Raw genomic sequence first — 24,665 nt, forward strand, 5'->3', positions numbered from 1 at the left:
CGGCTCGAGGTCCGCGATGATCGCGGTCAGATGCGCTCGGCCTCCACGGCGGCCGCGAGTGCCGCGGGCAATCCGCCGACGAGCGCGGCGAGTCCGAGTTCGAATGAACGATCGGCGGGGTGGATGCCGCGTGCTGCGGCCTTCACACTGCGCAGCGCCTCGGCGCGGCTGAACTCGGGCGCGAGCCGCGCGGCGGTGCCCGGCGACATGATGTCGGCCGGAGCGATCGCGTCGAGCGCCGAGCCGATGATGAACGACTCGAGCGCCACGATCGCATCGACGGCGCCGCCGACGGGCCACCCTTCGCGCACGAATCGACGGGTGATCGACTCGTAGTTGGCGACCGACCGCTCCTGGCCGTCGATCGCGGTGGTCGCGAGCAGGGCGATGGCGGCGGGGTGGGTGGCGAACGCGGAGCGATACGAATGCGCCCAGCGCAGTACCGCGTCGGTGAGCGCGATCTCGGGAGTGTCGAATCCCGAGACGTCGAGCAACCCGGCGACGCGCCCGCGCATCGCGCGAACGACATCGGCCTTGCCGGCGAAGTAATGGTAGAGCGCCGGAGGATGCACCGAGAGGGAGCGCGCGAGCGCGGCCATCGTGAATCCGTCGGGTCCCGCCGTGCGGGCCAAGGCGAACGCCGCATCGACGATCTGCTCGGCGCTCAGCACGGGCGTGCGCGGGCGACCCGCGCCACGCTTGGCTGGAGAGGGACTCACGGGGCTCCTTCGAGGTGGTCGACGCACGGGGATTTGTCGATGAGCGTAGACGGGAGTAGCGTGTGCCCGAATTTAATCACATTAAATTGATTGATCGCCGATGGAGGTGATCTGAGAGGCGGGCGCACGTGCATCGGGCCATGGCTGACACCATCCTCGTCGGAGCGCGCGTCATCACGATGAATCCGCGGCAGCCGCACGCGACGGCCGTCGCGATCCGAGGCGGCCGCATCCTCGCCGTCGGCGACGGCGCCGACCTCGCCGAGTACCGCGGCCCGCACACGACGGTCGACGACCTCGCCGGGGCATCCGTCACCCCAGGGCTCATCGACGCCCACATGCACCCCATCCAGGGCATCGAACTCGCGGTCGGCATCGACTTCGGGGGAGTGCGCGACCCCGCCGTCTTCCAGCGGATGCTTCGCGAGGAGTCCGCCCGCGTCGCCGACGGCACCGCCGGCGGCTGGGTGCGCGGCTGGAACCTCGACTACGACCTCTTCTCGAGCCAGCCGATGACCGCCGCCGCGATCGACGAGGCCACCGACGGGGCGCCCGCCTTCCTCATGTGCTTCGACGGCCACACGGCGCTCGCCAACACCGAGGCCCTTCGGCGCTCGGGCATCACGGGCGCACGGCGCTTCGGCGACACCTCGGAGATCGTCGTCGACGAAGCCGGCCGGCCGACCGGATGCCTCCGCGAGGACTCGGCGTTCGACCTCGTGCTGCGCACCGCGCCCGAGTACACCCGCACCGAGACGCTCGAGCGCGTGCGCGGCATCCTCGGCGGGCTCGCCGCGTCGGGCATCACCGGCGGATGCATCATGGACGGCAACCCCGGCACGCTCGACCTGCTCGACGAGCTCGACGGCGGGGCATCCGCCGACCCCGAAGCCCCGAGCGGGCTGCCCGTGCGCATCGTCTCGGCGATGGCGCACAACCCCGGCTACGACGAGGAGCGCACGCAGCACCACCTCGCACAGCGCGATCGCCGCGGCAAACGCTGGCGCGGCGGCCTCGTGAAGCTCTTCGCCGACGGCGTCATCGACACCGGCACCGGCTGGCTCTACGAACCCGACACCCACGGCGACGGCGGCACCTCGTTCTGGGCCGACCCCGACGAGTTCGAACGAGTCGTGCACCGCTACGCCGAGGCCGGGTTCCAGATCGCGACGCACGCGATCGGCGACCGCGCGATCGGCGAGACGATCGACGCGTATCTCGCCGCCGGCGTGCATTCGAGCCGTGTCGCCGCGCACCGCATCGAGCACCTCGAGCTCCTCGCCGACCGCGACCTGCGCCGCATGGCCCACGCCGGCATCACCGCGTCGGTGCAGCCGCTGCACATGCAGTGGCGCAAGGCCGACGGCTCCGACTTCTGGGCCGAACGCCTCGGCCCCGAGCGCGCCGCCCTCGGCTGGCGAGTGCGCGACATGATCGATGCCGGCGCCCCCGTGGCGCTCGGCTCCGACTGGCCCGTCGCGCAGACCGATGCGCGCATCGGCCTCGCCTGGGCGCGGCTCCGCCGCGAACCCGGCAATCGTGATGCCCCGGTGTTCGAGCCCGACCAGGTACTCACGCCGTACGAGGCCCTACAGGGCTACACCGTCTGGGCTGCTGAAGCCCAGGGCGATCGCGATCTCGGCGTCATCGCGCCGGGCTACCGCGCCGACCTCGTCGTCTGGGCCGACAGCCCGCTCGACGTCGACGCGGACGAACTGCTGAACCTGCCCGTGCTGACGACGATCGTCGACGGGCAACCCGTGTTTGCGGCATCCGCCGCCTGACCCCTTCGAATCAGAGGCAACCATGCAAGACGTCGGCGCGCTCGCGCTCCTCCCCGTCGTCATCATCCTCGTCGTGGCCGTGCTCACCCGGCGCACGCTCTTCGCGATGCTCTGCGGCACCCTCGCCGGTGCCGTGCTGCTCGGCGGCTGGGAGTTCTTCGACTCCTGGATCGGCTACTTCGGCACCGCCATGGCCGATGAGACGCTGCAGTGGCTCATGCTCGTCGTCGTGCTCTTCGGCATCCTGATCACGCTCTTCGAGCGCTCGGGTGCCGTGCGGGAGTTCGCGGCCTGGGCCGAGCGCTTCGTGAACTCGCGGCGCAAGTCCACGGTGCTGAGCTTTCTGCTGAGCATCGTGCTCTTCGTCGACGACTACCTGAACGTGCTCACCGTCGGCACCTCGATGAAGGCCGTGACCGACCGCTACAGCGTGCCGCGCACCGAACTCGGCACGATCATGAAGATGACGGCGGCACCGATCGCCGTCATCGTGCCGTTCTCGACGTGGGCGCTGTTCTTCGCCGGCCTGCTCGAGGCGCAAGGCGTCACGTCGAACGGGTCGGGCTTCGGGGCCTACCTCGAGGCGATCCCGTTCATCTTCTTCGGCTGGATCGCGCTCGTGATCGCCGCGCTCGTCGCCATCGGATGGTTCCCGAAGCTGGGTGCGCTGAAGCGCGACATCGCGCGAGCGGATGCCTCGAGCGACGTGTTCCCCGTCGGCACGACGGCCGAGGAGCGCGCGGCCGAAGGCGGCCTGCCCGTGAATGCCGAGGTCGGCGAGTTCGCGGTCTCGGGCGACGACGCGGACCGCGCCGTCGCCGCGGCATCCGCATCGTCGACGGCGACGGCGACGGCGACCGCGACAGCCGTGGCGACTCGTGCGCCCGAGTACGCGAAGCCGCGCCCCTGGAACTTCCTGGTGCCGATCGCCGTCATGATCGCCGTGACGATCCTCACCGAGGTCGACGTGCTGAAGGGCACGGTCGCCGCCCTCATCGTCGCGATCGTGATGTACACGGTGCAGCGACGCCTGAAGATCACGGGCGTGCTCGAGGCCGCGTTCGATGGCGTCGGCAGCATGCTCTTCGTCATCGTGCTCACCGCGCTCGCCTTCATGGTGCAGCACATGAACATCGACCTGCACCTCGCCGACTGGGTGATCGACGCGACGCAGCCCGTCATGAACGGTGCGCTGCTGCCGGCGATGGTGTTCCTCGTCTGCGGGGTGTACGCGTACGCGACCGGCTCGTTCTGGGATCTCGCGGCCGTCATCACGCCCATCGTGATCCCGCTCGCCTTCGCGATGGACGTGAACCCGATCATCGCGGGCGCCGCGGTCTTCTCGGGCGCGGCGCTCGGCTCGACCACATGCCTGTACGGCGACGGCATCATCCTCGCCTCGCGATCGACGGGCATCAAGCCGCTCAACCTGATGACGGCGATCCCGCCGTACGCGGCGATCGCCGCCGCTGCCTCGCTCGTGCTCTACCTCATCGTCGGGTTCGCGGGCGTGTAGTACCGCGCGTCCCGAACCTGTGGGCGGCGACCCGGAATACCGGTGTCGCTGCCCACTTTTGCCCGGCCCCTGTTTAGGCTCGATTCCGATGATCCGCTTCGACTCCGTCACCAAGACCTACCCCGGCCAGGCCAGGCCCGCCCTGAACGACATCGGGGTGGAGATCCTCCGCGGCGAGTTCGTGTTCCTCGTCGGCGCCTCCGGCTCCGGCAAGTCGAGCTTCCTCCGGCTGATCCTCAAAGAGGAGAAGCCGTCGAAGGGCGCCATCCACGTGCTCGGGCAGGACCTCGGCTCGATCTCGAGCCGCAAGGTGCCCTACTTCCGGCGCGACCTCGGCGTCGTCTTCCAGGACTTCCGGCTGCTGCCGAACAAGTCGGTCTACGAGAACGTCGCGTTCACCCTGCGGGTCATCGGCAAGTCACGCGGCTTCGTGCAGACGGCGGTGCCCGAGACGCTCAAGCTCGTCGGCCTCGACGGCAAGGGCAAGCGCATGCCGCACGAGCTCTCGGGCGGTGAGCAGCAGCGAGTCGCCATCGCGCGCGCCATCGTGAACAATCCGCAGATCCTGTTGGCCGACGAGCCGACCGGCAACCTCGACCCGGTCACGAGCGCCGGCATCATGACCCTGCTCGAACGCATCAACTCGAGCGGCACGACCGTCGTGATGGCCACGCACGAAGCCGGCATCGTCGACCAGATGCGCCGACGCGTGATCGAGCTCTCGGCCGGCGACATCGTGCGCGACGAGCGCAGCGCCGGCTACGACGGGCAGACGGTTCGCGACATCGACTACGTTCCCGAGCAGGAGGGCGAGCCGGCACAAGCCGCCCAGCCCGCCCAGCCGGTCACTTCGGCCGCTCCGAAGGTCACCGTCGAGGTCATGCGCGACGCCGAGCCGCTCTACGTCGAGCCCGAGGCGACCGATGCCGTCACCGACGCCGCCGCCGAGATCACGGCGGCCGCCACCGGCACCATCCAGGTCGATCCCGCGAAGCTCGCGTCGAAGCCACGCGGCGCCGGCGCGGCATCCGAACACCTCACGCTCGCCGAACGACTCGGGCTCAGAGCCCCGGGAGGCCCCCGGGAAGGCGACGACGACCAAGAAGTGGGGCCGACGAAATGAGGATCGGTCTCGTGCTCTCCGAGGCGGCGAACGGCCTGCGCCGAAACGCCTCGATGGTGGTCTCCGTCGTGCTCGTCACGTTCATCTCGCTGACGTTCGTCGGCACGGCCGCCCTGCTGCAGCTGCAGATCGGGCAGATGAAGAACTACTGGTACGACCGCGCCCAGGTCGCCGTCTACCTCTGCACCGGCGTCTCGACGACGGCGGGCTGCACCGACGGCGAGGCGAGCGAAGAGCAGAAGGCCGCGATCGAAGATCAGCTGAGCTCCAACACGCTGGCCAAGTACATCGACGAGTTCTACTTCGAAGACCACGACCAGGCCTTCGCCAACTTCCAGGAGCAGTTCGCAGGCACCCCGGCGGCCGACTACGTGACGCCCGAGGTGCTCAACGAGACGTTCTGGGTCAACCTCGTCGACCCGTCGCAAGCGGCGGTGCTCGTCGAGAGCCTCGCGGGCATGGCCGGCGTCGAGGGAGTGGTCGATCAACGTCGCTACCTCGACCAGATCTTCGACGTCTTGAACGCCGCGAGTTACACCGCGATCGCGATCGCGGCCATCATGCTCGTCGCTGCGGCGCTGCTGATCGCCACGACCATCAGGCTGTCGGCGTTCTCACGCCGCCGAGAACTCGGCATCATGCGGCTCGTGGGTGCGTCGAACCGGTTCATCCAGACGCCGTTCGTGCTCGAGGGCGTGTTCGCCGGACTCATCGGGTCGCTGCTCGCGGGCGGGGCGGTGGTGGCGATCGTGCAGGTCTTCGTGCAGGGCTATCTGGCCGACAACCTGTCGTTCACCTTCGTCGACCTGACCGACGCCCTCATCGTCGTGCCGTTGCTGATCATCGTCGGCGTGCTGCTCGCAGCGGTGTCGGCCGGCATCGCGATCACTCGCTATCTGAAGGTGTAGTTGCGGCGGCTCGGCTCGAGTCGGTGGGGCGGCTGGCGATCGGCGAGCGGATGCCGCGGCATCCGCTAGACTGAACGGCTGCCCCGGATGCACCGGGGCTCCGCTATCGAAGCAAGGAGCAGCTCGTGCCCAGGGAGACCGGTCAGAAGGTCGTGGCGACCAACCGCAAGGCGCGCCACGATTACTCGATCGAAGACACCTATGAGGCCGGCATCGTGCTGACCGGCACCGAGGTGAAGTCGTTGCGCGAGGGTCGGGCGTCGCTCGTCGACGGCTACGCGTTCCTCGACGGCGGCGAGCTGTGGCTCGATGCGGTGCACATCCCCGAGTACACCGAAGGCACGTGGAACAACCACGCCCCGAGGCGCAAGCGCAAGCTGCTGCTGCACAAGCAGGAGATCGTGAAGATCAGCCACCGCACGAGCCAGGGCGGCTACACCCTCGTGCCGTTGCAGATCTACTTCAGCAACGGCCGTGCGAAGGTCGAGATCGCCGTCGCGAAGGGCAAGCGCGAGTACGACAAGCGCCAGGCGCTGCGCGAACGCCAAGACAAGCGAGAGGCCGATCGCGCCATGGCGAGCCGGAAGAACCTCGGCGACTGAGCCGGGCTCTGCACGGTGCCCACGGAGTAGGCTCGGCCCGATGGAGACCTCCACCCGCATCCCGGTGCCCGGCACGTTCAACTTCCGCGACGTCGGCGGCCTGCCCGCGCAGAACGGCGCGGTGCGCGGCGGGGTGCTGTACCGCTCCGACGGACTGCATCGCCTCGGCGATGCGGGGCGTGCCGCGCTGAGCGACCTCGGCGTCGGCATCGTGATCGACTTGCGCGACGAGAACGAAGCGGCATTCATGCCCGACGACCTCGGCGACCTCGAGGTCGAGGTGCTGCGCCTGCCCGTCTTCGAGGGCTCCGGAGCCTCGCAGGGGGCCACTGGCGTCTCGCTCGAGGCACTCTACGAGCGCATCGTCACCCAGCACGCATCGGTGGTGGTCGCGGCGCTGCGAGAGATCTCGACGGCCCAGGATCGCGCCGTGCTCGTGCACTGCACGGCGGGCAAAGACCGCACGGGCGTCGTGGTGGCACTCGCGCTGCTGGCAGTCGGAGTCGACCGCGAGTCGGTCGTCCTCGACTACACCTCGACCGAGGCGAACCTCGCCGGCCAGTGGCTCGACGAGATGGTGGCGATGGCCGTGCGCTACGGCGTACCCGACACCCCCGAGCTGCGCACCCTCATGGGCGGCAGCCCGCGCGATGCGATCGAGGGCGTCATCGAGATCATCGAGCGCGATCACGGCTCGGTGCGCGAATACCTGCTGGCGTTCGGCCTCAGCCTCGCGGAGCTCGCAGCCCTCGAGACCCTGCTCATCGACCCGAGCTGACCGGCGACCGCGGCGTCACCTCAGCCGGCGGCCTCTGCGGTGAACCTCGCTTCGACCGACGCCGTGATCACGAGCTGCGCCGGGGTGAACTGGGCGGGGCCGCCGCCGCCCGACATGTCGGCCGAGGCCCGCATGGCGTACATGCGTTCACCTGAGCCTCCGTGCGGCACCGGCTGCGCGGTGAGCAGCCCGGTATCGGCGAGCTCCGCCGGCGTCGGAGCGCCGAGCCCGAGTGCGGCGGCGTAGACCGCGGCCTTCGCGACGGCGTCTGACACGGCGCCTCGCTGGGCGAGCTCCTGGGTGCGCTTGCGCGTGGCATCCGTCAATCGCCAGTCGATGCCGCCGATGCCGATGAACTCGCCGAGCGAGACGGTGCTCACCCACTCGCCCAGTCGCTCGAGATCGGTGAAGACGACTTCGACGTCGGCGTTGGCCTGATGCACGACGGGCAACTGCTTGCCCTCGTTGTTCCATGGGCGGTGCGACGAGACGCGAAGCTGGCCGGCCGACCAGACATCGAGCACGCCGGATGCCTCGAGCTCGCGGATGCCCTCGATGAGGCGCTGGTGGGCATCGGAGGTGCGTGCGAGGGTGGCGTCGCGTTCTGCCCCGGATGCGCTCACGGTCAGCGACACGGCGCCGAGTTCGGGCGCGATGCGCTCTTCGGCGGTGCCCCGCACGGCGATGACGGTCGTCACATGAACCTCCAGATCGAGCCGCTCGGGAATGGCGGAGCGGCCGCGCCTGTTCTAGACTGTAAGGCCGGGCACTTCTCGTGACAACGAGGGGCGCTCGACCGGGGTTCACGCCCCTTGAGAATTCCACAGTGTGCGACAACGGCCCGCCAGAGGCCCACTGCTCAGTTTCGGCTGAGCGAGCGGTCACGGCGACACATGGGGATGATCGGTTTCGACATCGTCTGCGAACCCACGAGAAGCGGGCCGAGGATCCAGGGTTATCTCGTTAACGATCTCTGGAAAACAATAAGTGCCAATTCAAAGCGCACTGACTTCGCTCTCGCTGCTTAAGCGAGCCCGATAGTCCGTCAGCCCGCGGGTCTGTTCCCGCCCCGGTAGCTGGCGTCATCTAGGGAGCTTGCTGCGTGTCGTCGCCTGAGCGACACGCGGGACTTCATTCAGGCTGGGCTCGTCGACCTAGGCGCCTGTGGCAAAGGTCGGAGCCGAGCAGAACGCTTTCACAGGCTGCGCCCGGAGAAGGCGTGGAATCACAGCGATGGACGGGGGTTCAATTCCCCCCATCTCCACCAATGGTCGTTGTCGCACACTGAGGAAACCCCGAAGGCCGCCCATGGGCGGCCTTCGTCGTCTCAGCGCTCAGCGCTCGGTTCGATGGGTTCTGCGACCGGGGTGGCAGAGTCGGCAGCGTCGGCGGCCTCACGAAGCAGCGCCGAGATGCGCGCCACGGCCGGATGCATGCGCATCGACCGCTTCACTCGCAGCATGATGCGCCGTTGCACGTCGCCGTCGGCGATCGGCAGCACGACCACCCCGTCGGGAAGGGTCGATCACGCCGAGTCGGGGGAGCACCGTGATGCCGACGCCGTGGGCGACGTAGTCGAAGGCCGTGGCGTAGTCGGGCGCTTCGAGGCGGAACTGCGGGGCGAATCCCAGTTCGTTGCACGCCGCGAGGGTGATCTCGCGGCACGGGCCGTGGGCATGATCATTGTCGATCCACGGCTCGCCGGCGAGTTCTGCGAGCGTCACCGCATGCCGCGTCGAGAGCGGATGCGTGATCGGCACGACGGCGACGTAGCCCTCGGTGAGGAGGAGCTCGATGTCGTAGCCGTCGACGCTGCCGTCGGCCACGGCGGGGTCTCGGTCGCCGCGTACAGACTCGGCGACGTAGAGTTCGAGGTCGGCCTCGCCGACCTGCCGGCCCGGCAGTTCGATGAGACCGAGTTCGAGCCGTAGATCGGGGAACTCTCGAACGAGCGCTGCGACGATGGCGGGCATCCAGGCGCGGTTGGCCGACATGAAGCAGCTGATGCGCACCGTGCCGCTGCGGCCGGACCGGAGGTCATCGGCGAGCGAGTCGAAGTCTGCGAGCTGGTCGAGCACGCGATCGGCCCGCTCGGCCACGGCGATGCCGGCGGCGGTCGGCGCGATGCCGCGACCCCGTTTCTCGATGAGGGTGAGGCCGGTCTCACGTTGCAGCGTGCTGACGTGCTGGCTGACCGCCGACGGCGTGTATCCGAGCCGGGCGGCTGCGCGATTGATCGAGCCCGTCTGCACGACGGCTCGGAACACGCGGAGTCGATGTGGGTCCACCATGCTGACGATCGTACAGCGCCGCTGTACGAAACAATAGAAACGTTCACTTTTACTCAGGCGAACGGGGCGACAGGCTAGAGGGATGAGCCTCCCCGCGAACACCTCTCCCAGCGCCGTCACAACGACCGCACCGTCCGCGGCGATCGGCTGGAAGGTGCTCACGGCGATGCTCATCGTGCTGGTGCTGTGGGCGTCGGCGTTCATCGCCATCCGTGCGGTCGGCGATGCCATCTCCCCGGGTCCCCTTGCGCTCGGCCGGCAGCTCGTCGGGGCCGCCGTGCTCGTGGCCATCGCCGTCTGGCGGCGGCCACCGCTTCCGGGACCGCGTGCCCTCGCGCTCATCGCGGTCTACGGAGTGCTCTGGTTCGCGGGCTACACGCTCGTGCTCAACATCGCCGAGCGCCACCTCGACGCCGGTACCGTCGCGATGCTCGTGAACATCGCACCGCTCCTCGTGGCCCTGGCTGCCGGTGCGCTGCTGAAGGAGGGGTTTCCGAGACCGCTCATGGTCGGAATCGGCATCGCCTTCGCGGGCGTCGTGGTCATCGCGACCGGCGGTGTCGGCGCGCACAGTGAACCGCTCGGCATCGTGCTCGGCATTCTCGCCGCCGCGCTCTACGCCTCGGGCGTGCTCGTGCAGAAGGTGGCACTGCGTGAAGCCGACGCGCTGAGCGCGACGTGGATCGGCTGCGTCGTCGGCGCCGTGGTGCTGCTGCCGTTCCTCCCGCAGACGGTGGTGGAACTGAGCGGGGCGCCGGTGCCCGCCGTACTGGCGGTGGTGTACCTCGGCGTGTTCCCGACGGCGGTCGCGTTCCTGCTGTGGGCCTACGTGCTCAAGCGCAGCCCCGCCGGCGCCACCGCCTCGGCGACGCTCGCCGTTCCAGCGATCGTGGTGCTGCTGTCATGGCTGCTGCTCGGTGAGCTGCCCACCGTGCTCGGCATGATCGGCGGCGTGCTCTGCCTCGCCGGTGTCGCCTGGAGCCGCAGGAGGCCCCGCCAGGCGTGAGAATGTCGCCTGGAGCCGCAGGAGGCCCCGCCAGGCGTGAGAATGCCGCCTGGAGCCGCAGGAGGCCCCGCCAGGCGTGAGAAATGCCGCCTGGAGCCGCAGGAGGCCCCGCCAGGCATGAGAAATGCCGCGTGGTGCGCCCGAGGGCGCGCCACGCGGCATCCGTCTGCTCAGTCGATCAGCGAGCGGCAGCCGCGAGGGTGCCGGTCACCTGACCCGCCGGGTCGTAGATGACGCAGGAGACGACGCGGTCGTCGAGGCTCTCCCAGCTCTCCTGCGAGGGCCGGTAGGCGTAGAAGTCGAGTGTCGACGAGTCGTATGCGAGGCCGACGAACGTCTCGAACTGTGCAAGGCAGCCCTCGTCGGACTGCGTCTGCACGGCGTCGTCGCCGGGGTACTCCTCACCCTCGATGGTGAAGTCGAAGAAGACCTCTTCGTCGTGCGGCTGGTCGCACGGAACGACGGGAACCTCGGAGACGAGTTCTTCGGACACCTCGTTCATGCAGTCGCCGACCATGAGGGCGAAGACGTCGGCGTCACCCTCCTCGACGATCTCCTGAGTGGTGTCGTCGCGCTCGGGCTGCGGCGCCGGGCCGCCAACGAGGTCGCGGACCATGCTGCATCCGGAAAGCGGTATCGCCACCGCGACGGCGGCGAGGGAGACGAGTGCGCGCGTCAGCGTGCGGCGCGTGGCAGAGTTCACGGGGTAAGGCCTCTCGGTTCGGGGATCGATGACCACGAGAGGGCCGTAGTGCAGACCGACGCCCCCGCCTCATCCGGATGATTCGGTGTCAGCATAGCGGCAGATCGGAAACCGATGCTCGCGCTTCAGCGCAGGTGAGGCAGCACTTCTGCGGCGATGAGTTCGAGGTGCTCGAGGTCGCGGAGATCGACGAGCTGCAGGTAGACGCGGTCGGCACCGAGTTCGCGCAGGCGGAGGAGTTTCTCGACCGCCGCCGCGGGGGAGCCCGCGATGTTCACCGTGGCGAATTCTTCGGGGTCGGCGCCGATCGCAGCAAGACGGCGCCGATATTCGGCATCGTCGGCGGCGACGACCGTCGGCAGCGCCACGCTGGTGCGCATCGTCGCCGGGTCGCGACCGATCTGCTCGCACGCGCTTCGCACACCGTCGAAGGCTGCGGCGATGATCTCTTCGGAGCGGAAGCCGATGTTGAATTCGGTGGCGAACCGAGCCGCGATCGCGGGCGTGCGGCGCAGTCCCGAGCCGCCGAGATCACGGGCATGCGCGACTGTGCAGGCTTCGGCAGCGCAGGGGAGCCCTTCAGCGTGTAGTGCTCGCCGACGAAGTCGAGCGTCTCGCCGATGGGTGTCGACCACAGCCCGGTCAGCACTGCGAGCTGCTCCTCGAACATGCCGAAGCGCCTCGCCGGGAACGGAACCCCGTAGGCCTCGTGCTCCTCGGCGAACCATCCGGTGCCGAGCCCGAAGTCGACGCGCCCGCCCGACATCGCGTCGACCTGGGCGACCTGGATCGCGAGCAGCGACGGGTGCCGGAACGTGGCCGACGACACCAGGGTGCCGAGCCGGATGCGCTCGGTCTCGCGGGCGAGGCCCGCGAGCGTGACCCACGCGTCGGTCGGGCCGGGAAGCGGGTCGGTCTCGCCCATGACGAGGATGTGGTCGGAGCGGAACCAGCCGTGGAATCCAAGTCGCTCGGTGAGCGTCGCGTGCGCGAGTTGATCGTCGTAGCTCGCGCCCTGCTGCGGTTCGGTGAAGATGCAGAGTTCCACGCGGTCAGGCCTCCTTGGTGGAATCGAGGGCCGCGAGCACGGCGTCATGCAGCAACCCGTTCGTCGCCAGGGCGCTGCCGTGGGAATGGCCGGGCTCCCCGGTGATCGAGGTGAAGCGACCGCCCGCCTCTTCGACGATCGGGATCAGGGCCGCGAGGTCGTACGACTTCACGTCGAACTCGCCGGTGATGTCGATGAGCCCCTCGGCGAGCAGCATGTACGACCAGAGGTCGCCGTATGCGCGATCGCGCCAGACCTGCTGCGACAGCGAGAGGAGGTGATCGAGGTAGCCGGCGTCGCGCCACTGCGCGAGGCTCTGGAAGCTCAGCGAGGCATCGGCGAGCGAGGAGACTCCCGAGACCTGCAGGCGTCGCGCGCCCGGCACGGATGCGGCCGAGACCTCGGTGATCGACTCGCTCGCGCCGGCTTCGGCGGCCGAGGTCGTCGTCCAGGCGCCGAGGCCGGTCGCGCCCCACCACCGGCGGCCCATCGCCGGCGAGGATGCCACGCCGACGACCGGCACTCCGTCGACGGCGAGCGCGATGAGCGTGCCCCAGACCGGCACCCCGCGCAGGAAGTTCGCCGTGCCGTCGATCGGGTCGATGATCCACTGCCGCCGAGAGTCGCCCTCCGAGCCGAACTCCTCGCCCAGAATGCCGTCGCCGGGGCGGGCCGCTGCGATGTGTTCGCGGATCGCGCGTTCGACCGCGAGGTCGGCTTCGGTGACCGGAGAGCGGTCGGGCTTGGTCTGCACATCCAGATCGATCGCGCGGAACCGGGCGATCGAGACGGCGTCGGCGAGATCGGCGACGTCGAGGGCGAGCGCGAGATCGGCGGTGAGATCATGCTGAGGGTCGGCGGTCACGCTGATCAGGCTATCGCGGCGCCGCGACGGGCGACGCCGGTGCGCTTGCGCCGAATCCGGGGCTCGATTGGTGCAACGGTGGGTTCTCCTGATAATGTGATTCCTCGGTTCGGGTTGTTGGAAATCTGAACTGAAACATGCGAAAGCAACGCACCTCTAGCTCAATCGGCAGAGCAACTGACTCTTAATCAGTGGGTTCTGGGTTCAAGTCCCAGGGGGTGCACGATCAAGCCTCGAACCTCTCGCCGGGTTCGGGGCTTTTTCATTTGCGCAGCGGCTGTACCCGCCACACCCGCCGCACCTGCCGCACCCATCGCGCTGTCGTCTCAGTCGTCGAACCCGCGCGCGGTGAGCGCGTCGCCGAGGTGTTCGGCCGTCTGCAGCGCTCGCACGATCACCGGCACCGCCAGCGCCGCGATCGACCCCTCGGCACCGCGGGCCTTCCTGGCCTCGAGCACCTCTCGAACGATCTCGGCGAGCAGCGGCACGCAGCGGATCGTGAGGGCGAGCGTCAGGCCGACGCGATCGGCGTCGATCCACCGCCGGAACGGCCGCAGCAGCGCCTGCATCGCGTCGAGGGTCGCCGACACCGGCGTCGTCAGCGTGTAGAGCGCAGCCAGCGCGACCGCGAGCACGAGGCGCACCGCCATCATCGCCGCCGCTTCCCAGCCGCCGAACACGACCTGCACCGGCACCGCGAACGCGAGCAGCCAGAGGATCGGAACGACCTGCTGCCAAACAAGCCGCAGCGGCAGCCATGCGATGAGGAACAGCACCATGACGAGCACGGATGCTACGGCGAGTGCCATGAGCGACCCCTGCAGGGCGACGGCGGTGACGAACGCCGCGAGGAGGCCGAGTTTCAGCAGGGCGGGCGCACGGTGCAGGAGCGACCGCCCGGGGTGGAAGACCCCGATCATCGTGCACTGCCGATGAGCTCGCGATAGACGTCGAGCGCGGGGCCGGGGCGATCGTCGGCGATCACACGGCCGCCTTCCATCACGATGACCCGATCGAACTCCTCGAGCAGTTCGAGGTGGTGGCTCACGACGACGAGCTGCTGGGGGAGCTCGGCGAAATGCTCGCTCACGAGGCGGGCGTTACGTGCGTCGAGCAGGGTGGTCGGCTCGTCGGCGACGATGATCGACGGCTCGGCCACGAGCACCGCGGCGAGGGCGAGCAATTGCTTCTGCCCGCCCGAGAGCCGGTGCGCGGGGCGGTCGGCGAGTTCGGTGAGGCCGAAGCGCTGCAGCGCGGCATCGACGCGCGCCGCGGCATCCGCTCGGTCGAGCTTGTGCCGGCGCAGCGTGAAGGCGACATCTTCTCGCACCGTGGGCATGACGATCTGGTTGTCGGCGTTCGTGAAGACGAAGCCGACCATGCGGCGCACCTCGCGGGCGTGACGGGCGAGATCGAGACCACCGACCGAGACCCGGCCGGAGCTCGGGGTGACGAGGCCGTTGATCATGCGGGCGAGCGTCGACTTGCCCGAGCCGTTGGCGCCGACGATGCCGATGCGGTGCTCGGCGAGCACGAGCGAGACGTCGTCGACGACGCGGTCGGGTCCGAAGTCGTGGCTCACCCGGTCGAAGACGATCTCGGTCATGATGCACGCTCCACGATCATGGCGATGCCCTGGCCGCCGCCGATGGAGCACGCGGCGAGGCCGGGACGAGCGTCGTCGGACGCCAGCATGCGGGAGGCCAGTCGCACGAGGAGCACTGCACCGGATGCGCCCCACGGGTGGCCGAGGGCGATGGCCCCGCCATCGGCCGAGATGATCGACTCGTCGAGGCCGAGCTCGTCGCTGACGGCGAGCAGCTGGGCTGCGAACGCTTCGGTGATCTCGACGAAGCCGAGCTCGCCGGGGTCGATGCCGGCTCGGGCGAGCGCGAGACGGGCCGCCGGCGCGGCACCGAGGCCGGGCAGCGACGGGTCGCCGCCGGCGACGGCGGCGGCTCGCACGCGGAGCGAGGGCAGGCCGAGTTCGCGCGCGAGTTGCTCGGTCGTCACGGCCATGGCTGCCGCGCCGTCGGAGAATCCGCACGAGTTTCCGGCCGTGACGGTACCACTGCCCGGCCACTCCTGGGGCGATGCGTGGTCGGCGACAGGGAACGCGGGGGAGAACCTCGCGAGTCGTGCCTCGTTCATCGACGCGCGCGGGCGATCGTCGCGAATGACGCCGTCGACGTCGACGATCTCGCCGTCGAAGACACCGCTCGCCTGGGCCGAAGCGGCGCGCGCGTGCGAGCGCGCACCCCAGGCATCCTGTCGCTCACGTGAGATGCCGCGAATCGCCGCGAGACGATCGGCCGCCGGCCCCATGTCGGGATCGGGGAACCCGGCCGGGGCGAACGGGGCTCGCGAGTAGCGCTCACCGGAGTGCGCCCAGAGCCGGTGCGGCGCCGTCGAGGCCGATTCCGCTCCGCCCGCGATGAAGAGGTCGCCGTCGCCCGCCCTGACTCGGGAGGCGGCCTGCATGACGGCGTCGAGGCCCGAGCCGCACTGCCGGTCGACGGTCACCCCCGTGACCGAGTCGCCGAGCCCTGCCCGCAGCGCCGAGACGCGGGCGACATCGCCGCCCGGGCCCATGCAGTTGCCGAGCACGACGTCGTCGATCGCGATTCCGCTCGGGGCGACCGCCCGCGCGACCTCGGCGATGACGGGCGCAGCGAGCGCGTCGACCGTGCGGCCGGCGAAGCTGCGCCCCGCGGTGCCGATCGCGGTGCGACGGGCCGCGATGATGACCGGTGCGGAGCGAAGGTTCGGCTCACGCGTCATGCTTGGCTCCTGTCTGCTGCGAGCGGGTACGGCGAACCGAGAGTGCCGGCTGCGAGCGCGGCACGCAGCGCTCCGCGAGCGGGCTTGCCCGAGGCGGTGTCGGGAACCGGGTGCACGAACCAGCGTCGCGGGCGTTCCGCAGCGGACAGGGCCGATCGTGCCGAGGCGACGATCGCGGCGAAATCCGCCGTGCCGTCGAGCTCGACGACCGCGACGATGCGCTCGCCGAGCAGTTCGTCGGGTTCGCCGACCACCGCCGCCGCGGCGATTCCGCCGAGGCGGAGGAGGCGCGCTTCGACGTCTTCGGCCAGCACCGTCGTGCCGGCTGTGGTGATTGCGGAATCGCCGCGCCCCAGCACGCGGAACTCGTCAGAGCCGACGCGTTCGGCGAGATCGCCGACGGTGGCGAAGCCGCGCTCGTCGCGACGCAGCATGCCGCCGCCCACGACGCCGAGCGCGAGGTAGGGCGAGCGGGCCCAGACCTCGTCACCGGAGGGGCCGGCGCGAAGCTCGACCTCCACGCCGGGGAACGGCGACAGCGGCCCGCCGTCGCCCGCCGCGACGAAGGAGAGTTCGGCTGCGCCGTAGTACTCGGTCACTCGGATGCCGCGCTGCGCCGCCTGCGCCCGGAGACCGTCGTTCATCGCCGCTCCGGCGACGATCGCCGCGGGCGGCACAACTGCGCCCTCGATCAGCCGCGCGAACCGCGTCGGCGTCGCGTGCACGATGCTCGCTCCGTCGAGCTCGTCGCCGACGGCGGCTCCGAGCCAGAGCGCGTGCAGGGCGGCGTACAGGTGCATGGAGACGTGCAGTGGGCCGGTGACCGCGACCCGGTCGGTGGCACTGAGCCCGGCGATCTCGGCGAGCGGCGCGGCCGACTCGAGCCAGGAAGCACTCGTACGGGCGACGGCCCGCGGTGCCGCGGCGGCATCGGAGGAGCCGGAGGTGAGCACTGCGAGTTCGGTGCCGGCCGGCAGGGCCGCCGAGATGCGCGCGGCCTCGCCGCGCTCGCCGCCGGTGCCGAGCTCGTTCGATTCGCCGCCGACGAGCACGGGACGACCGCGTTCCAGACAAGCGAGCACGCGAACGATGAGGTGCACCGGGTCGGTGCCGACCGGGCAGACGACGAGGTCGTCGCCCGGCGGAAGGGAGGCCGCGGCGACCGCATCGGCGAGCTCGCCATAGCGCACGGCGTTGCCGCCGAACGTCAGGGCGAGTCCGTCGCGCGGTCCCCGAAGCCAGTCGCTCACGCGGTCCCGGTCGATTCGGCGGCGACGGAGCGGCGCGCCCACGGCCACGAGCGCGGCTCGATCAGGCCCGGCCAGGCGCGGTGCACGCCCTTCGCGACGAGCACCGTCACGACGACCTTGAACACATCGCCCGGCAGGAAGACGGTCGAGGCGAGCGCTGCGGCGCCGATCGGAGTGCCCGTGACCACAGAGAACACGGGGATGCCCACGAGGTAGATCGCGACGATGCCGCCGAGCGCCGTCCACCCGAGCGCGGGCGCGATCGGGTAGCGCGGCAGCAGGCGAGCCGTCGCCCATCCGATCACGGCCGCACCGAGCAACCAGCCGAGGAGGTATCCGACCGACGGGCCGACGAAGACGCTGAGTCCGCCGCGACCGCCCGAGAGCAGGGGGAGGCCGGCTGCGACGAGCACGATGAGCAGCAGCACGGCGAGAACGCCCTTGCGCGCCCCGAGAATGGCGCCGGCGAGCATCACGCCGAGGGTCTGGAAGGTGATCGGCACCGCAGCGCCGCCGATGGAGAGGGCGCCCGGCAGGCCGAGGGCTGCGATGAGGGCGGCGAACACCGCGATCTGGGCGAGGTCGCGAGCCGTGCTGCGGGGCCGCCGGGGTACGGGTGTCGGCACCGCCGTCGTCGCGTCGCTGTCGCTCGTGCTGGTGCTGTGGGCGGAGCTCATCGGGTTCCCCTCTCGTGGCGTGCGGGCAGTTGCCCGGAAATCACGCTACGAGCCGCGATGGAGCGTCTTCTCGATGCAGCCGTACAAGAATCGCCGTGCGATTTTGAATCGCCGTGCACGAGCCCGCCGGTCGAACTCGCCGACGCCTGGTTCGTGGAGGCTCGCGACAGGCTCGACCAGTGAAGTGGCGGTTCGACCAGCGAAGCGGCGGTCAGGCGGCGCGAGCGGCCTCGAGCGCCGTGGCAGCGCCGATCGTCGGCAGCTCCGAGGCCTCGACGTCGGATGCCTCGGCCGCCTGCTGCTCGACCGGAGCGACCTCGACGGGGTCGGCCCAGACGATGAGCGGCGCGGGCTCCCAACCGAGTGCGAGCGTCTCTTCGCCGGCCGGCACGACGACGGCGACCGAATCGCGCTCGTCGAGAATGGCGCGGGTGAGCTCGGCGGCGATCTGGTGCGTCAGCATCGCGTGGAAGATGCGGTCGGTGTCGCCGTCGGACTTGCGCACGAGCGACCAGCCTCCGCCGGGGCCGATGAACTCGGACAACCTCGTGTTCAGGAGATCGAAGATGTGCTCACCGCGAAGGTCGGCCGCGGTAGGGCGCGGCGTCGGGGCGGCAGCATGGGCGGAGGCCTGGGCGGCAAGCCGTGCACGGCGCCAGCGGCGGAACATCGGTGGCCCCTCTCGTGAGGTCGTTTTCGGGTCGTTCGTCCCAGTTTCGGGCACAGCGCTGCGGATCGCGCGTGACACGCCGCGAAATGGCCGCGCGGCCCCGGTTATTCGCCGAGTTCGGGGTGCCTGGTCTCTTCCGCGACCGTGCCGATCGCGATCGCGAGGCTCGCCGCCCACGACACCCACATGAGCAGCAGTCGCCAGTCGCGCGGTCCTGAGGCCGTCGCCTTCGCCACGCCGATGCCGCTGATGACGGCACTGATCACGGCTCCGCTGAAGAGGTACTTGCGCATGCCGCCACGCTACCGCCTGTGCCGCCGGGCTGGGAGACATCCGTGAATCTGACCGATCGTGCAGAAGCTGACCGATCGGTCAATTACCGTGGAGCCATGCCCACCGATGCTCCATCGCCCACCCGCGTGCGCGCCAGCGATGAACTGCGCGAGGTCGCCTTGCAGCAGTTCGCGACCGTCGGCTTCGCCGCGAGCTCGCTGCAGCACATCGCCGACCACGCCGGCTACTCGAAGTCGAGCGTGCTCTATCACTACGCCTCGAAAGAGGCGCTGCTCGAGGCGGCGATCGGCCCGGCCATCGACCGGCTCGAGACCCTGCTGCGCGAGTTCGTCGACGGCGGTCGCGGTCAAGCCGCGCGCGCCGTGTTCATCGAGCGCTTCGTCGACTTCCTGCTCGGCAACCGGCTCGCGGTGCACACCTTCGTCAACCAGGGCCAGTCGCTGCGCGGCCTGCCCGTGATCGAACGTGCGAACACGGCCATCCGCGGCCTCGCCGACTCGATCTGCGACGAGCACGCGACGATCGCCGAGCAGATGCGCTTCGGTGTCGCGCTCGCCGGTGCGACGTACACGCTCGTCGCCGGTGCCACCTTCCTCGACGACGATGACGCCCGGCCGATCGCCGACGACGACGTGCGCGACGCGCTCATCACCGTGCTCTCCGAACTGCTGCTCACGGCCGACGGCCTCCCCGACTGAGAGGCCCGACCATGGCACTCCTCCTCCACCGCATCGGCCGATTCGCGTTCCGGCGGGCCTGGTACGTCATCGTCGCCTGGGTGCTCGCCCTCGGCGCGCTGCTCGGTGCCGGGCTCGGGCTCGGCGGGCAACTGCAGGACTCGTTCGCGATCCCCGGCACCGAGTCGCAGACCGCGATCGACCAGCTCGCCGCGGTGTTCCCGCAGACGGCCGGTGCCTCGGCGAAGGCCGTCGTCGAAGCACCTGACGGGGCATCCGTCGAATCGCCGTCGTATCGCGACGCGATCGAGGCCATGGAGGCCGAACTCGAGCAGGTCGACGGCATCGCGAGCGTGCTCGGCCCGTTCGACGAGTACGCAGGCGACCAGATCTCGAGCGACGACCGCACCGCGTACCTCCAGCTGCAGTTCGACGGCCCGTCGACCGAGGTCACGGCCGACACTCTCGACGCCGTGCTCGCCACGGGCGAGACCGGCCGCGACGCGGGCCTGACCGTGGCCTTCGGCGGCGACGTCTTCCAGGAGACGAGCTTCGGCCTGACGATCACCGAGGTGTTCGGGGTGCTCTTCGCCGCCGTCGTGCTCATCATCACCTTCGGCTCGCTGCTCTCGGCGGGCATGCCCTTGCTGACGGCCCTCGTCGGCGTCGGGGCGGCCTTCGGCGGCATCTCGATCGTGGCGGCCTTCACCACGGTGTCGTCGACCGCGCCGATGCTCGCGGTGATGATCGGCCTCGCGGTCGGCATCGACTACGCGCTCTTCATCCTCTCGCGCCATCGAACGCAGCTGGCCAGGGGCCACGACCCCGAGGAATCGGCGGCCGAGGCCGTCGCCACGGCCGGCGGCGCCGTCGTGTTCGCCGGCCTGACCGTGATCATCGCGTTGCTCGGCCTGCTCGTCGTCGGAATCCCGTTCCTCAGCGTCATGGGCGTCGGCGCGGCCTTCGCGGTACTGATCGCCGTGGCCGGGGCCGTCACGCTGCTGCCGGCACTGCTCGGCGTGCTCGGCCGACGGCTCGTACCGAAGCCCGGCAGTCGCGCGCATCGGCGGGCGAACGCCGCCGACGACAGCGGCAAGCGCACGATGGGCCGTCGCTGGGTCGACCTCGTGCTGAAGGCGCCGGTCGTCTTCGTGGTGCTCGTGATCGCCCTGCTCGGCACCGCCGCGGTGCCGGCCGTGAGCCTCGACCTGAATCTGCCGAACAGCTCGGGCACCGAGGGCTCCAGCCAGCGCGAGGCCTACGAGATGATCGAGAACGGCTTCGGCCCCGGCTACAACGGCCCGCTCATCGTCACCGTCGACATCACGCAGACGACCGACATCTTCGACGACCTCGACGCCATCGGCGATCGCATCGGCCAGCTCGACGACGTCGCATACGTCGGTGAGGGACTGCCGAACGAGACGGCGGACACCGCGATCATCCAGGTGGTTCCCGAGAGCGCACCGGATGCGCCGGCGACCAAGGTGCTCGTCGAGAGCATCCGCGAGCTCGAGCCCTCGATCACCGCCGACCTCGGCACGCCCATCGCGGTGACCGGGTACACGGCCGTGGCGATCGACATCTCGAACCGGCTCGCCGACGCGCTCATCCCGTTCGCCCTCATCGTGGTCGGCCTGTCGATCGTGCTGCTGCTCATGGTGTTCCGTTCGGTGTTCGTGCCGGTCAAGGCCGCGCTCGGCTTCCTGCTCTCGGCGTTCGCCGCGATCGGCGTCACCGTCGCGATCTTCCAGTGGGGCTGGTTCGCCGACCTCCTGCACGTCGAGCCCGGTCCGATCCTGAGCTTCCTGCCGATCCTCTTGATGGCGGTGCTGTTCGGCCTCGCGATGGACTACGAGGTGTTCCTCGTGTCGGGCATGCGCGAGGAGTTCGTGAAGACTCGCGAGCCGCGTCAAGCCGTCGTGCACGGCTTCCAGCACGCCGCACGTGTCGTCACGGCGGCCGCGCTCATCATGTTCTTCGTCTTCTTCGCCTTCGTGCCAGAGGGGTCGGGAGTGATCAAGGGCATCGCCTTCGCGCTCGCTGTGGGGGTCGCCTTCGATGCGTTCCTCGTGCGGATGACCCTCGTGCCCGCCGCGATGGCGCTCGCCGGCAGAGCTGCGTGGTGGCTGCCGACGTGGCTCGCGAGAGTGCTGCCGAACGTCGACATCGAGGGCGAGGGGCTGCGGGCCCACCTCGAACAGGAGGCGTGGGCGGCGTCGCGACCGGCCGCCGTGAACGCCGACGCAGCCGTGTTCGGACTCCCGGAGCGGCCGATCGGTCCGCTCACCGTCGAGGTGCCGATCGGCGGCGTGCTCGTCGTGCGGGGTGAGACGGTCGACCGCCGTGTCGTCGCTGCGACGCTCGCGGGTCGGCTCGACCCAGTCGACGGCCGTCTCGCGGTGCTCGGCTCGCCGCTTCCGTCGGGCGCCGGCACGGTCATGCGCGGCGTGGCGATCGCCGAGCTCGCAGCGGATGCCGCGCCGGGCGGCACGGTCGGTGAGCTCATCGCCGGCCGGCTCGACGCCACCCGCCCGTGGTATCGCCTCGCTCCGTCGAACACGCTCGTTCGCAACTGGGTGGCTCGTGCCGCGCTCGCCGCGAGCCACGGCGCCGACGGCCCGCGCTTCACGGTCGATACTCCGCTCGCTGCCCTCGGCGTCGAGGCGCGCACCCTCGTGGCGGTCGCCGCCGCGCTCGCCGAGCGACCGAAGGCCGTCGTCGTCGATCTCGACGACGATCCGGGCTCGGCCAGCGGCGAGCTCTGGCGCGCGCTCGCCGCGCTCGTGCCCGCCCAGGTGGCGCTCATCGTCGGCCTCGGCCGCGGGGCAGTGTCACCCGAGGCCTCACCCGAACTCGCGGCACGCGGCATCCGCACCATCGAACCCGTCTCGACACAGGAGGCCCTGCAATGAGCACCCGACTCTCCCGACTCTTCGGCTCGACTCCTGCTCAGCGCCGTGTGCGCTACGGGGTGCTCGTCGCCGCGGTCATCGCGGTGCCGCTCGCCGTCTCGGGACTCGTCTCCGGCGCGCTCGGCGGTGCCGGCGACACCCTCGAGCACGTGCCGGCCGTGGTCGTGAACAACGACGAGATGGTCACGATGACCCTGCCCGACGGCAGCGATCAGGCCGTGCTCGCCGGGCGTCAACTCGTCACCGAACTGACCGACCCCGACACCGCGGGCTTCCAGTGGAAGATCTCCAACGACGAGGAGGCGGCAGACCTGCTCGCCGCCGGCGACGCCTATGCGGTGCTGACGATTCCCGCGGACTTCTCCGCGTCGGTGACCTCGCTCTCGGGTGAAGCGCCCACCAAGGCGAACCTCGACATCCGCACCGACGACGCGCACGGCTACCTCGCGGGCGCCGTCGCGCAATCGGTCGGCGATGCGATGTCGGCGACTTTCGGTCGTGAGCTCACCGCGCAGTACCTCGAGGGCTTCTACACGAATCTCGCGACGATGGGCGGTTCGCTCGGCGACGCTGCCGACGGCGCGACGCAGCTCTCGACGGGCGCGGGCTCGCTCGCGGGCGGACTCGGCACGCTCTCGAGCGGCGTCGCCTCGGCGGCGTCCGGCGCGAGCGAGGCGGCGAGCGGTGCGGCAGCCGCCGCCGAAGGCGCCGCGAGCTATGCAGGGGGCGTCACCAGCTACACGGCCGGTGTCGATGGGCTCGCGGGTGGACTCTCGCAGCTCGCAGCTCAAACGTCTGGACCGGCCGGTCTGAGCAGTCTCGGCGCCGGCATCACGACGTACACCGGGCTCGTGGCCGAGAACGAGGCCAAGCTCGCCGACATCACACAGAAGCTCCTCGCCGGCGCCGACCCGGCGGCGGTACCGGGCCTCTACGCTGATCTCGCGACGGTCAGCGGAACGCTGACGGGCGTGCAGACGCAGCTCGGCGCACCGCTTGCGGCGGGCGCCTCCGGGCTTCCCGCACTCGAGAGCGGCATCGCTGGCCTGTCGAGCGGTGCGGCGCAGCTTTCGGGCGGATCCGCGGCCCTTCGCACCGGTGCCACCGACTTGACAGCCGGAATCGAGGGCCTCGCCACCGGCGTCGACTCGCTCGCCGTCGGCCTCGGTCAACTCACGACGGGCGCCACGGATGCCGCGACGGGTGCGACCGAACTCGCCGGAGGCGCCAGCTCGCTCGCGAGCGGTCTCACCTCCGGGGCGGAGAGCGCTGCGGCGTTCAGCGACATCGACGGTGCAGCGACGGCCGACGTGGTGGCCGAGCCGGTCACCGTCGCCGCCAGCCGCGACCACGAGATCGCCGGCATCGGCGAGGTGATCGGCATGTTCTTCGTGCCGATCGGGCTGTGGCTCGGTGCCATGGCGCTCTTCCTCGTGTTCCGCCCGTTCGGGCGAGAGGCGCTGCGCAGCACCGCCTCGACGGGCGGGCTCGTCTGGCGCACGCTCGCGCGGGCGGGGCTCCTCGCGCTCGCCCAGGCGGTCGCCGTGGTGCTGCTGCTGCACGGCGCGATGGGCGTCGCATGGACGCTGCTGCCGCAGACGCTCGCCTTCGCAGCCCTGCTGGCGCTCGTCTTCACGGCGCTGCATGCCTTCCTCACGGTGTGGCTCGGTCGCGCCGGCCTGCTCGTCTCGCTCGTACTCGTGGCGTTGCAGCTGACGGCGTCGGGCGGGCTCTATCCGATCGAGGTGCTGAGCGTCCCGTTCCAGGCGATCAGCCCGCTGCTGCCGCTGACTTGGGCCGTGCAGGGCATGCAGCTCATCGTCGCCGGTGCCTCCGGGGGAGCGATCGCGATGGCCGCCGGCGTGCTCGCGGTCTTCGGTCTCGTCGGCGTGATCGGCACCGGCATCGTGATCGGTCGGCGCCGCGGCATCCGCTCGATCGGATTCGCCGCGGCCGCGCTCGGCTGAACTCGGCCGGGAGCGGCGACATCGATCGCGCCCGGGCCGGACGTGGCGCCACCGGCTGTTAGCCTGAGGAAAGCGCCAGGAGGGACTTTCG

The 24,665-nt window shown here is 70.2% G+C and carries 22 protein-coding genes, 1 tRNA gene, 1 other RNA gene and 1 pseudogene; 12 read left to right on the forward strand and 13 right to left on the reverse strand.

Annotation, left to right across the window (positions count from 1 at the left end; all coding sequences use genetic code 11):
• Nucleotides 1-26 precede the first annotated feature (26 nt).
• On the reverse strand, nucleotides 27-719 hold the full coding sequence (locus H521_RS21390; protein ID WP_040423810.1) for a TetR/AcrR family transcriptional regulator: 693 nt from the start codon (nucleotides 717-719) through the stop codon (nucleotides 27-29).
• A 140-nt stretch (nucleotides 720-859) separates the two neighbouring features.
• On the opposite strand from H521_RS21390, the gene H521_RS21395 reads away from it, so the two are divergent.
• From H521_RS21395 to H521_RS0103885, 6 genes are all read left to right on the forward strand, one after another.
• Nucleotides 860-2,503, forward strand: coding sequence for an amidohydrolase (locus tag H521_RS21395; protein ID WP_022891718.1), 1,644 nt, complete (start codon nucleotides 860-862; stop codon nucleotides 2,501-2,503).
• 22 nt (nucleotides 2,504-2,525) lie between these two features.
• Nucleotides 2,526-4,019 carry a Na+/H+ antiporter NhaC family protein gene (locus tag H521_RS0103865; RefSeq protein ID WP_022891719.1) on the forward strand — a complete coding sequence of 498 codons (1,494 nt, stop codon included), beginning with the start codon at nucleotides 2,526-2,528 and terminating at the stop codon, nucleotides 4,017-4,019.
• A gap of 88 nt (nucleotides 4,020-4,107) precedes the next feature.
• Nucleotides 4,108-5,142 carry a cell division ATP-binding protein FtsE gene (gene ftsE / locus H521_RS0103870; protein WP_022891720.1) on the forward strand — a complete coding sequence of 345 codons (1,035 nt, stop codon included), beginning with the start codon at nucleotides 4,108-4,110 and terminating at the stop codon, nucleotides 5,140-5,142.
• Nucleotides 5,139-6,050, forward strand: coding sequence for a permease-like cell division protein FtsX (ftsX, locus tag H521_RS0103875; protein WP_022891721.1), 912 nt, complete (start codon nucleotides 5,139-5,141; stop codon nucleotides 6,048-6,050). Before ftsE ends, ftsX begins: the two co-directional genes overlap by 4 nt.
• Nucleotides 6,051-6,175: 125 nt before the next feature.
• Nucleotides 6,176-6,652: an SsrA-binding protein SmpB gene (gene smpB / locus H521_RS0103880; RefSeq protein WP_022891722.1), complete on the forward strand. Its 477-nt coding sequence runs from the start codon at nucleotides 6,176-6,178 to the stop codon at nucleotides 6,650-6,652.
• A 40-nt stretch (nucleotides 6,653-6,692) separates the two neighbouring features.
• The gene (locus H521_RS0103885) at nucleotides 6,693-7,430 is read left to right on the forward strand and encodes a tyrosine-protein phosphatase (RefSeq protein ID WP_022891723.1); all 738 of its coding nucleotides are present in this window, start codon (nucleotides 6,693-6,695) and stop codon (nucleotides 7,428-7,430) included.
• Between the two features lie 20 nt (nucleotides 7,431-7,450).
• Here the strand turns inward: H521_RS0103885 and H521_RS0103890 are convergent, their stop codons facing one another.
• Nucleotides 7,451-8,128, reverse strand: a complete 678-nt coding sequence (locus tag H521_RS0103890; protein WP_022891724.1) for an SIMPL domain-containing protein — start codon at nucleotides 8,126-8,128, stop codon at nucleotides 7,451-7,453.
• A 197-nt stretch (nucleotides 8,129-8,325) separates the two neighbouring features.
• On the opposite strand from H521_RS0103890, the gene ssrA reads away from it, so the two are divergent.
• Nucleotides 8,326-8,697, forward strand: a transfer-messenger RNA (tmRNA) gene (gene ssrA, locus H521_RS25375).
• Between the two features lie 127 nt (nucleotides 8,698-8,824).
• Here ssrA and H521_RS21400 read toward each other — a convergent pair.
• Nucleotides 8,825-9,721, reverse strand: a complete 897-nt coding sequence (locus H521_RS21400) for a LysR family transcriptional regulator (RefSeq protein ID WP_169513966.1) — start codon at nucleotides 9,719-9,721, stop codon at nucleotides 8,825-8,827.
• A gap of 82 nt (nucleotides 9,722-9,803) precedes the next feature.
• Here H521_RS21400 and H521_RS0103900 point away from each other — a divergent pair, with 82 nt between their 5' ends.
• Nucleotides 9,804-10,727 (forward strand): DMT family transporter, encoded by a 924-nt coding sequence (locus tag H521_RS0103900; protein WP_022891725.1) that lies wholly within the window; start codon nucleotides 9,804-9,806, stop codon nucleotides 10,725-10,727.
• A 178-nt stretch (nucleotides 10,728-10,905) separates the two neighbouring features.
• On the opposite strand, the gene H521_RS21405 is transcribed toward H521_RS0103900, so the two are convergent.
• The 3 genes and pseudogenes from H521_RS21405 to H521_RS0103915 form a co-directional block, all read right to left on the reverse strand.
• Nucleotides 10,906-11,430, reverse strand: coding sequence for a septum formation family protein (locus tag H521_RS21405; RefSeq protein WP_022891726.1), 525 nt, complete (start codon nucleotides 11,428-11,430; stop codon nucleotides 10,906-10,908).
• A gap of 125 nt (nucleotides 11,431-11,555) precedes the next feature.
• A pseudogene (locus H521_RS21410) lies at nucleotides 11,556-12,478 on the reverse strand (LLM class F420-dependent oxidoreductase).
• Between the two features lie 4 nt (nucleotides 12,479-12,482).
• Complete coding sequence (locus tag H521_RS0103915; protein ID WP_022891729.1) at nucleotides 12,483-13,343, reverse strand: inositol monophosphatase family protein; 861 nt, start codon at nucleotides 13,341-13,343, stop codon at nucleotides 12,483-12,485.
• Between the two features lie 150 nt (nucleotides 13,344-13,493).
• Here H521_RS0103915 and H521_RS0103920 point away from each other — a divergent pair.
• Nucleotides 13,494-13,566: transfer RNA gene (locus tag H521_RS0103920), tRNA-Lys, on the forward strand.
• Between the two features lie 103 nt (nucleotides 13,567-13,669).
• Here the strand turns inward: H521_RS0103920 and H521_RS0103925 are convergent.
• From H521_RS0103925 to H521_RS0103960, 7 genes are all read right to left on the reverse strand, one after another.
• The gene (locus H521_RS0103925; RefSeq protein WP_022891730.1) at nucleotides 13,670-14,263 is read right to left on the reverse strand and encodes an energy-coupling factor transporter transmembrane component T family protein; all 594 of its coding nucleotides are present in this window, start codon (nucleotides 14,261-14,263) and stop codon (nucleotides 13,670-13,672) included.
• The gene (locus H521_RS0103930; RefSeq protein ID WP_022891731.1) at nucleotides 14,260-14,949 is read right to left on the reverse strand and encodes an energy-coupling factor ABC transporter ATP-binding protein; all 690 of its coding nucleotides are present in this window, start codon (nucleotides 14,947-14,949) and stop codon (nucleotides 14,260-14,262) included. The genes H521_RS0103925 and H521_RS0103930 overlap by 4 nt, the downstream gene beginning before the upstream one ends.
• Nucleotides 14,946-16,124, reverse strand: coding sequence for a thiolase family protein (locus H521_RS0103935; protein WP_022891732.1), 1,179 nt, complete (start codon nucleotides 16,122-16,124; stop codon nucleotides 14,946-14,948). Before H521_RS0103935 ends, H521_RS0103930 begins: the two co-directional genes overlap by 4 nt.
• Complete coding sequence (locus H521_RS21415) at nucleotides 16,121-17,374, reverse strand: AMP-binding enzyme (RefSeq protein ID WP_156891272.1); 1,254 nt, start codon at nucleotides 17,372-17,374, stop codon at nucleotides 16,121-16,123. Before H521_RS21415 ends, H521_RS0103935 begins: the two co-directional genes overlap by 4 nt.
• Nucleotides 17,371-18,051, reverse strand: a complete 681-nt coding sequence (locus tag H521_RS21420) for a biotin transporter BioY (RefSeq protein ID WP_022891734.1) — start codon at nucleotides 18,049-18,051, stop codon at nucleotides 17,371-17,373. Before H521_RS21420 ends, H521_RS21415 begins: the two co-directional genes overlap by 4 nt.
• Nucleotides 18,052-18,262: 211 nt before the next feature.
• Complete coding sequence (locus tag H521_RS0103955; protein ID WP_022891736.1) at nucleotides 18,263-18,721, reverse strand: hypothetical protein; 459 nt, start codon at nucleotides 18,719-18,721, stop codon at nucleotides 18,263-18,265.
• A gap of 104 nt (nucleotides 18,722-18,825) precedes the next feature.
• On the reverse strand, nucleotides 18,826-19,014 hold the full coding sequence (locus tag H521_RS0103960; protein ID WP_022891737.1) for a hypothetical protein: 189 nt from the start codon (nucleotides 19,012-19,014) through the stop codon (nucleotides 18,826-18,828).
• Nucleotides 19,015-19,110: 96 nt separating this feature from the next.
• On the opposite strand from H521_RS0103960, the gene H521_RS0103965 reads away from it, so the two are divergent.
• Genes H521_RS0103965 through H521_RS0103975 form a run of 3 tightly spaced genes read left to right on the forward strand, consistent with a single transcriptional unit; the run spans nucleotide 19,111 to nucleotide 24,574 of the window.
• A complete protein-coding gene (locus H521_RS0103965) occupies nucleotides 19,111-19,713 on the forward strand; it encodes a TetR/AcrR family transcriptional regulator (protein WP_022891738.1) in 603 nt (200 codons plus the stop codon).
• Between the two features lie 11 nt (nucleotides 19,714-19,724).
• Nucleotides 19,725-22,607 (forward strand): MMPL family transporter, encoded by a 2,883-nt coding sequence (locus H521_RS21425; RefSeq protein WP_022891739.1) that lies wholly within the window; start codon nucleotides 19,725-19,727, stop codon nucleotides 22,605-22,607.
• Nucleotides 22,604-24,574, forward strand: a complete 1,971-nt coding sequence (locus H521_RS0103975) for a YhgE/Pip family protein (protein ID WP_022891740.1) — start codon at nucleotides 22,604-22,606, stop codon at nucleotides 24,572-24,574. The genes H521_RS21425 and H521_RS0103975 overlap by 4 nt, the downstream gene beginning before the upstream one ends.
• The last annotated feature ends 91 nt before the right edge of the window (nucleotides 24,575-24,665 follow it).

Source organism: Agromyces subbeticus DSM 16689, from assembly GCF_000421565.1.
GTDB lineage: Bacteria > Actinomycetota > Actinomycetes > Actinomycetales > Microbacteriaceae > Agromyces > Agromyces subbeticus.

What these genes read in the sequence shown, in the direction of transcription:
- H521_RS0103965 (WP_022891738.1), top strand. Translation starts at nt 19,111, where the DNA reads ATGCCCACCGATGCTCCATCGCCCACCCGCGTGCGCGCCAGCGATGAA.
- H521_RS21420 (WP_022891734.1), bottom strand. Translation starts at nt 18,051, where the DNA reads ATGAGCTCCGCCCACAGCACCAGCACGAGCGACAGCGACGCGACGACG.
- ftsX (WP_022891721.1), top strand. Translation starts at nt 5,139, where the DNA reads ATGAGGATCGGTCTCGTGCTCTCCGAGGCGGCGAACGGCCTGCGCCGA.
- H521_RS0103925 (WP_022891730.1), bottom strand. Translation starts at nt 14,263, where the DNA reads ATGATCGGGGTCTTCCACCCCGGGCGGTCGCTCCTGCACCGTGCGCCC.
- H521_RS0103865 (WP_022891719.1), top strand. Translation starts at nt 2,526, where the DNA reads ATGCAAGACGTCGGCGCGCTCGCGCTCCTCCCCGTCGTCATCATCCTC.
- H521_RS0103960 (WP_022891737.1), bottom strand. Translation starts at nt 19,014, where the DNA reads ATGCGCAAGTACCTCTTCAGCGGAGCCGTGATCAGTGCCGTCATCAGC.
- H521_RS0103930 (WP_022891731.1), bottom strand. Translation starts at nt 14,949, where the DNA reads ATGACCGAGATCGTCTTCGACCGGGTGAGCCACGACTTCGGACCCGAC.
- H521_RS21425 (WP_022891739.1), top strand. Translation starts at nt 19,725, where the DNA reads ATGGCACTCCTCCTCCACCGCATCGGCCGATTCGCGTTCCGGCGGGCC.
- H521_RS0103955 (WP_022891736.1), bottom strand. Translation starts at nt 18,721, where the DNA reads ATGTTCCGCCGCTGGCGCCGTGCACGGCTTGCCGCCCAGGCCTCCGCC.
- ftsE (WP_022891720.1), top strand. Translation starts at nt 4,108, where the DNA reads ATGATCCGCTTCGACTCCGTCACCAAGACCTACCCCGGCCAGGCCAGG.
- H521_RS21395 (WP_022891718.1), top strand. Translation starts at nt 860, where the DNA reads ATGGCTGACACCATCCTCGTCGGAGCGCGCGTCATCACGATGAATCCG.
- H521_RS0103885 (WP_022891723.1), top strand. Translation starts at nt 6,693, where the DNA reads ATGGAGACCTCCACCCGCATCCCGGTGCCCGGCACGTTCAACTTCCGC.
- H521_RS0103900 (WP_022891725.1), top strand. Translation starts at nt 9,804, where the DNA reads ATGAGCCTCCCCGCGAACACCTCTCCCAGCGCCGTCACAACGACCGCA.
- H521_RS21400 (WP_169513966.1), bottom strand. Translation starts at nt 9,721, where the DNA reads ATGGTGGACCCACATCGACTCCGCGTGTTCCGAGCCGTCGTGCAGACG.
- H521_RS0103935 (WP_022891732.1), bottom strand. Translation starts at nt 16,124, where the DNA reads ATGACGCGTGAGCCGAACCTTCGCTCCGCACCGGTCATCATCGCGGCC.
- H521_RS0103975 (WP_022891740.1), top strand. Translation starts at nt 22,604, where the DNA reads ATGAGCACCCGACTCTCCCGACTCTTCGGCTCGACTCCTGCTCAGCGC.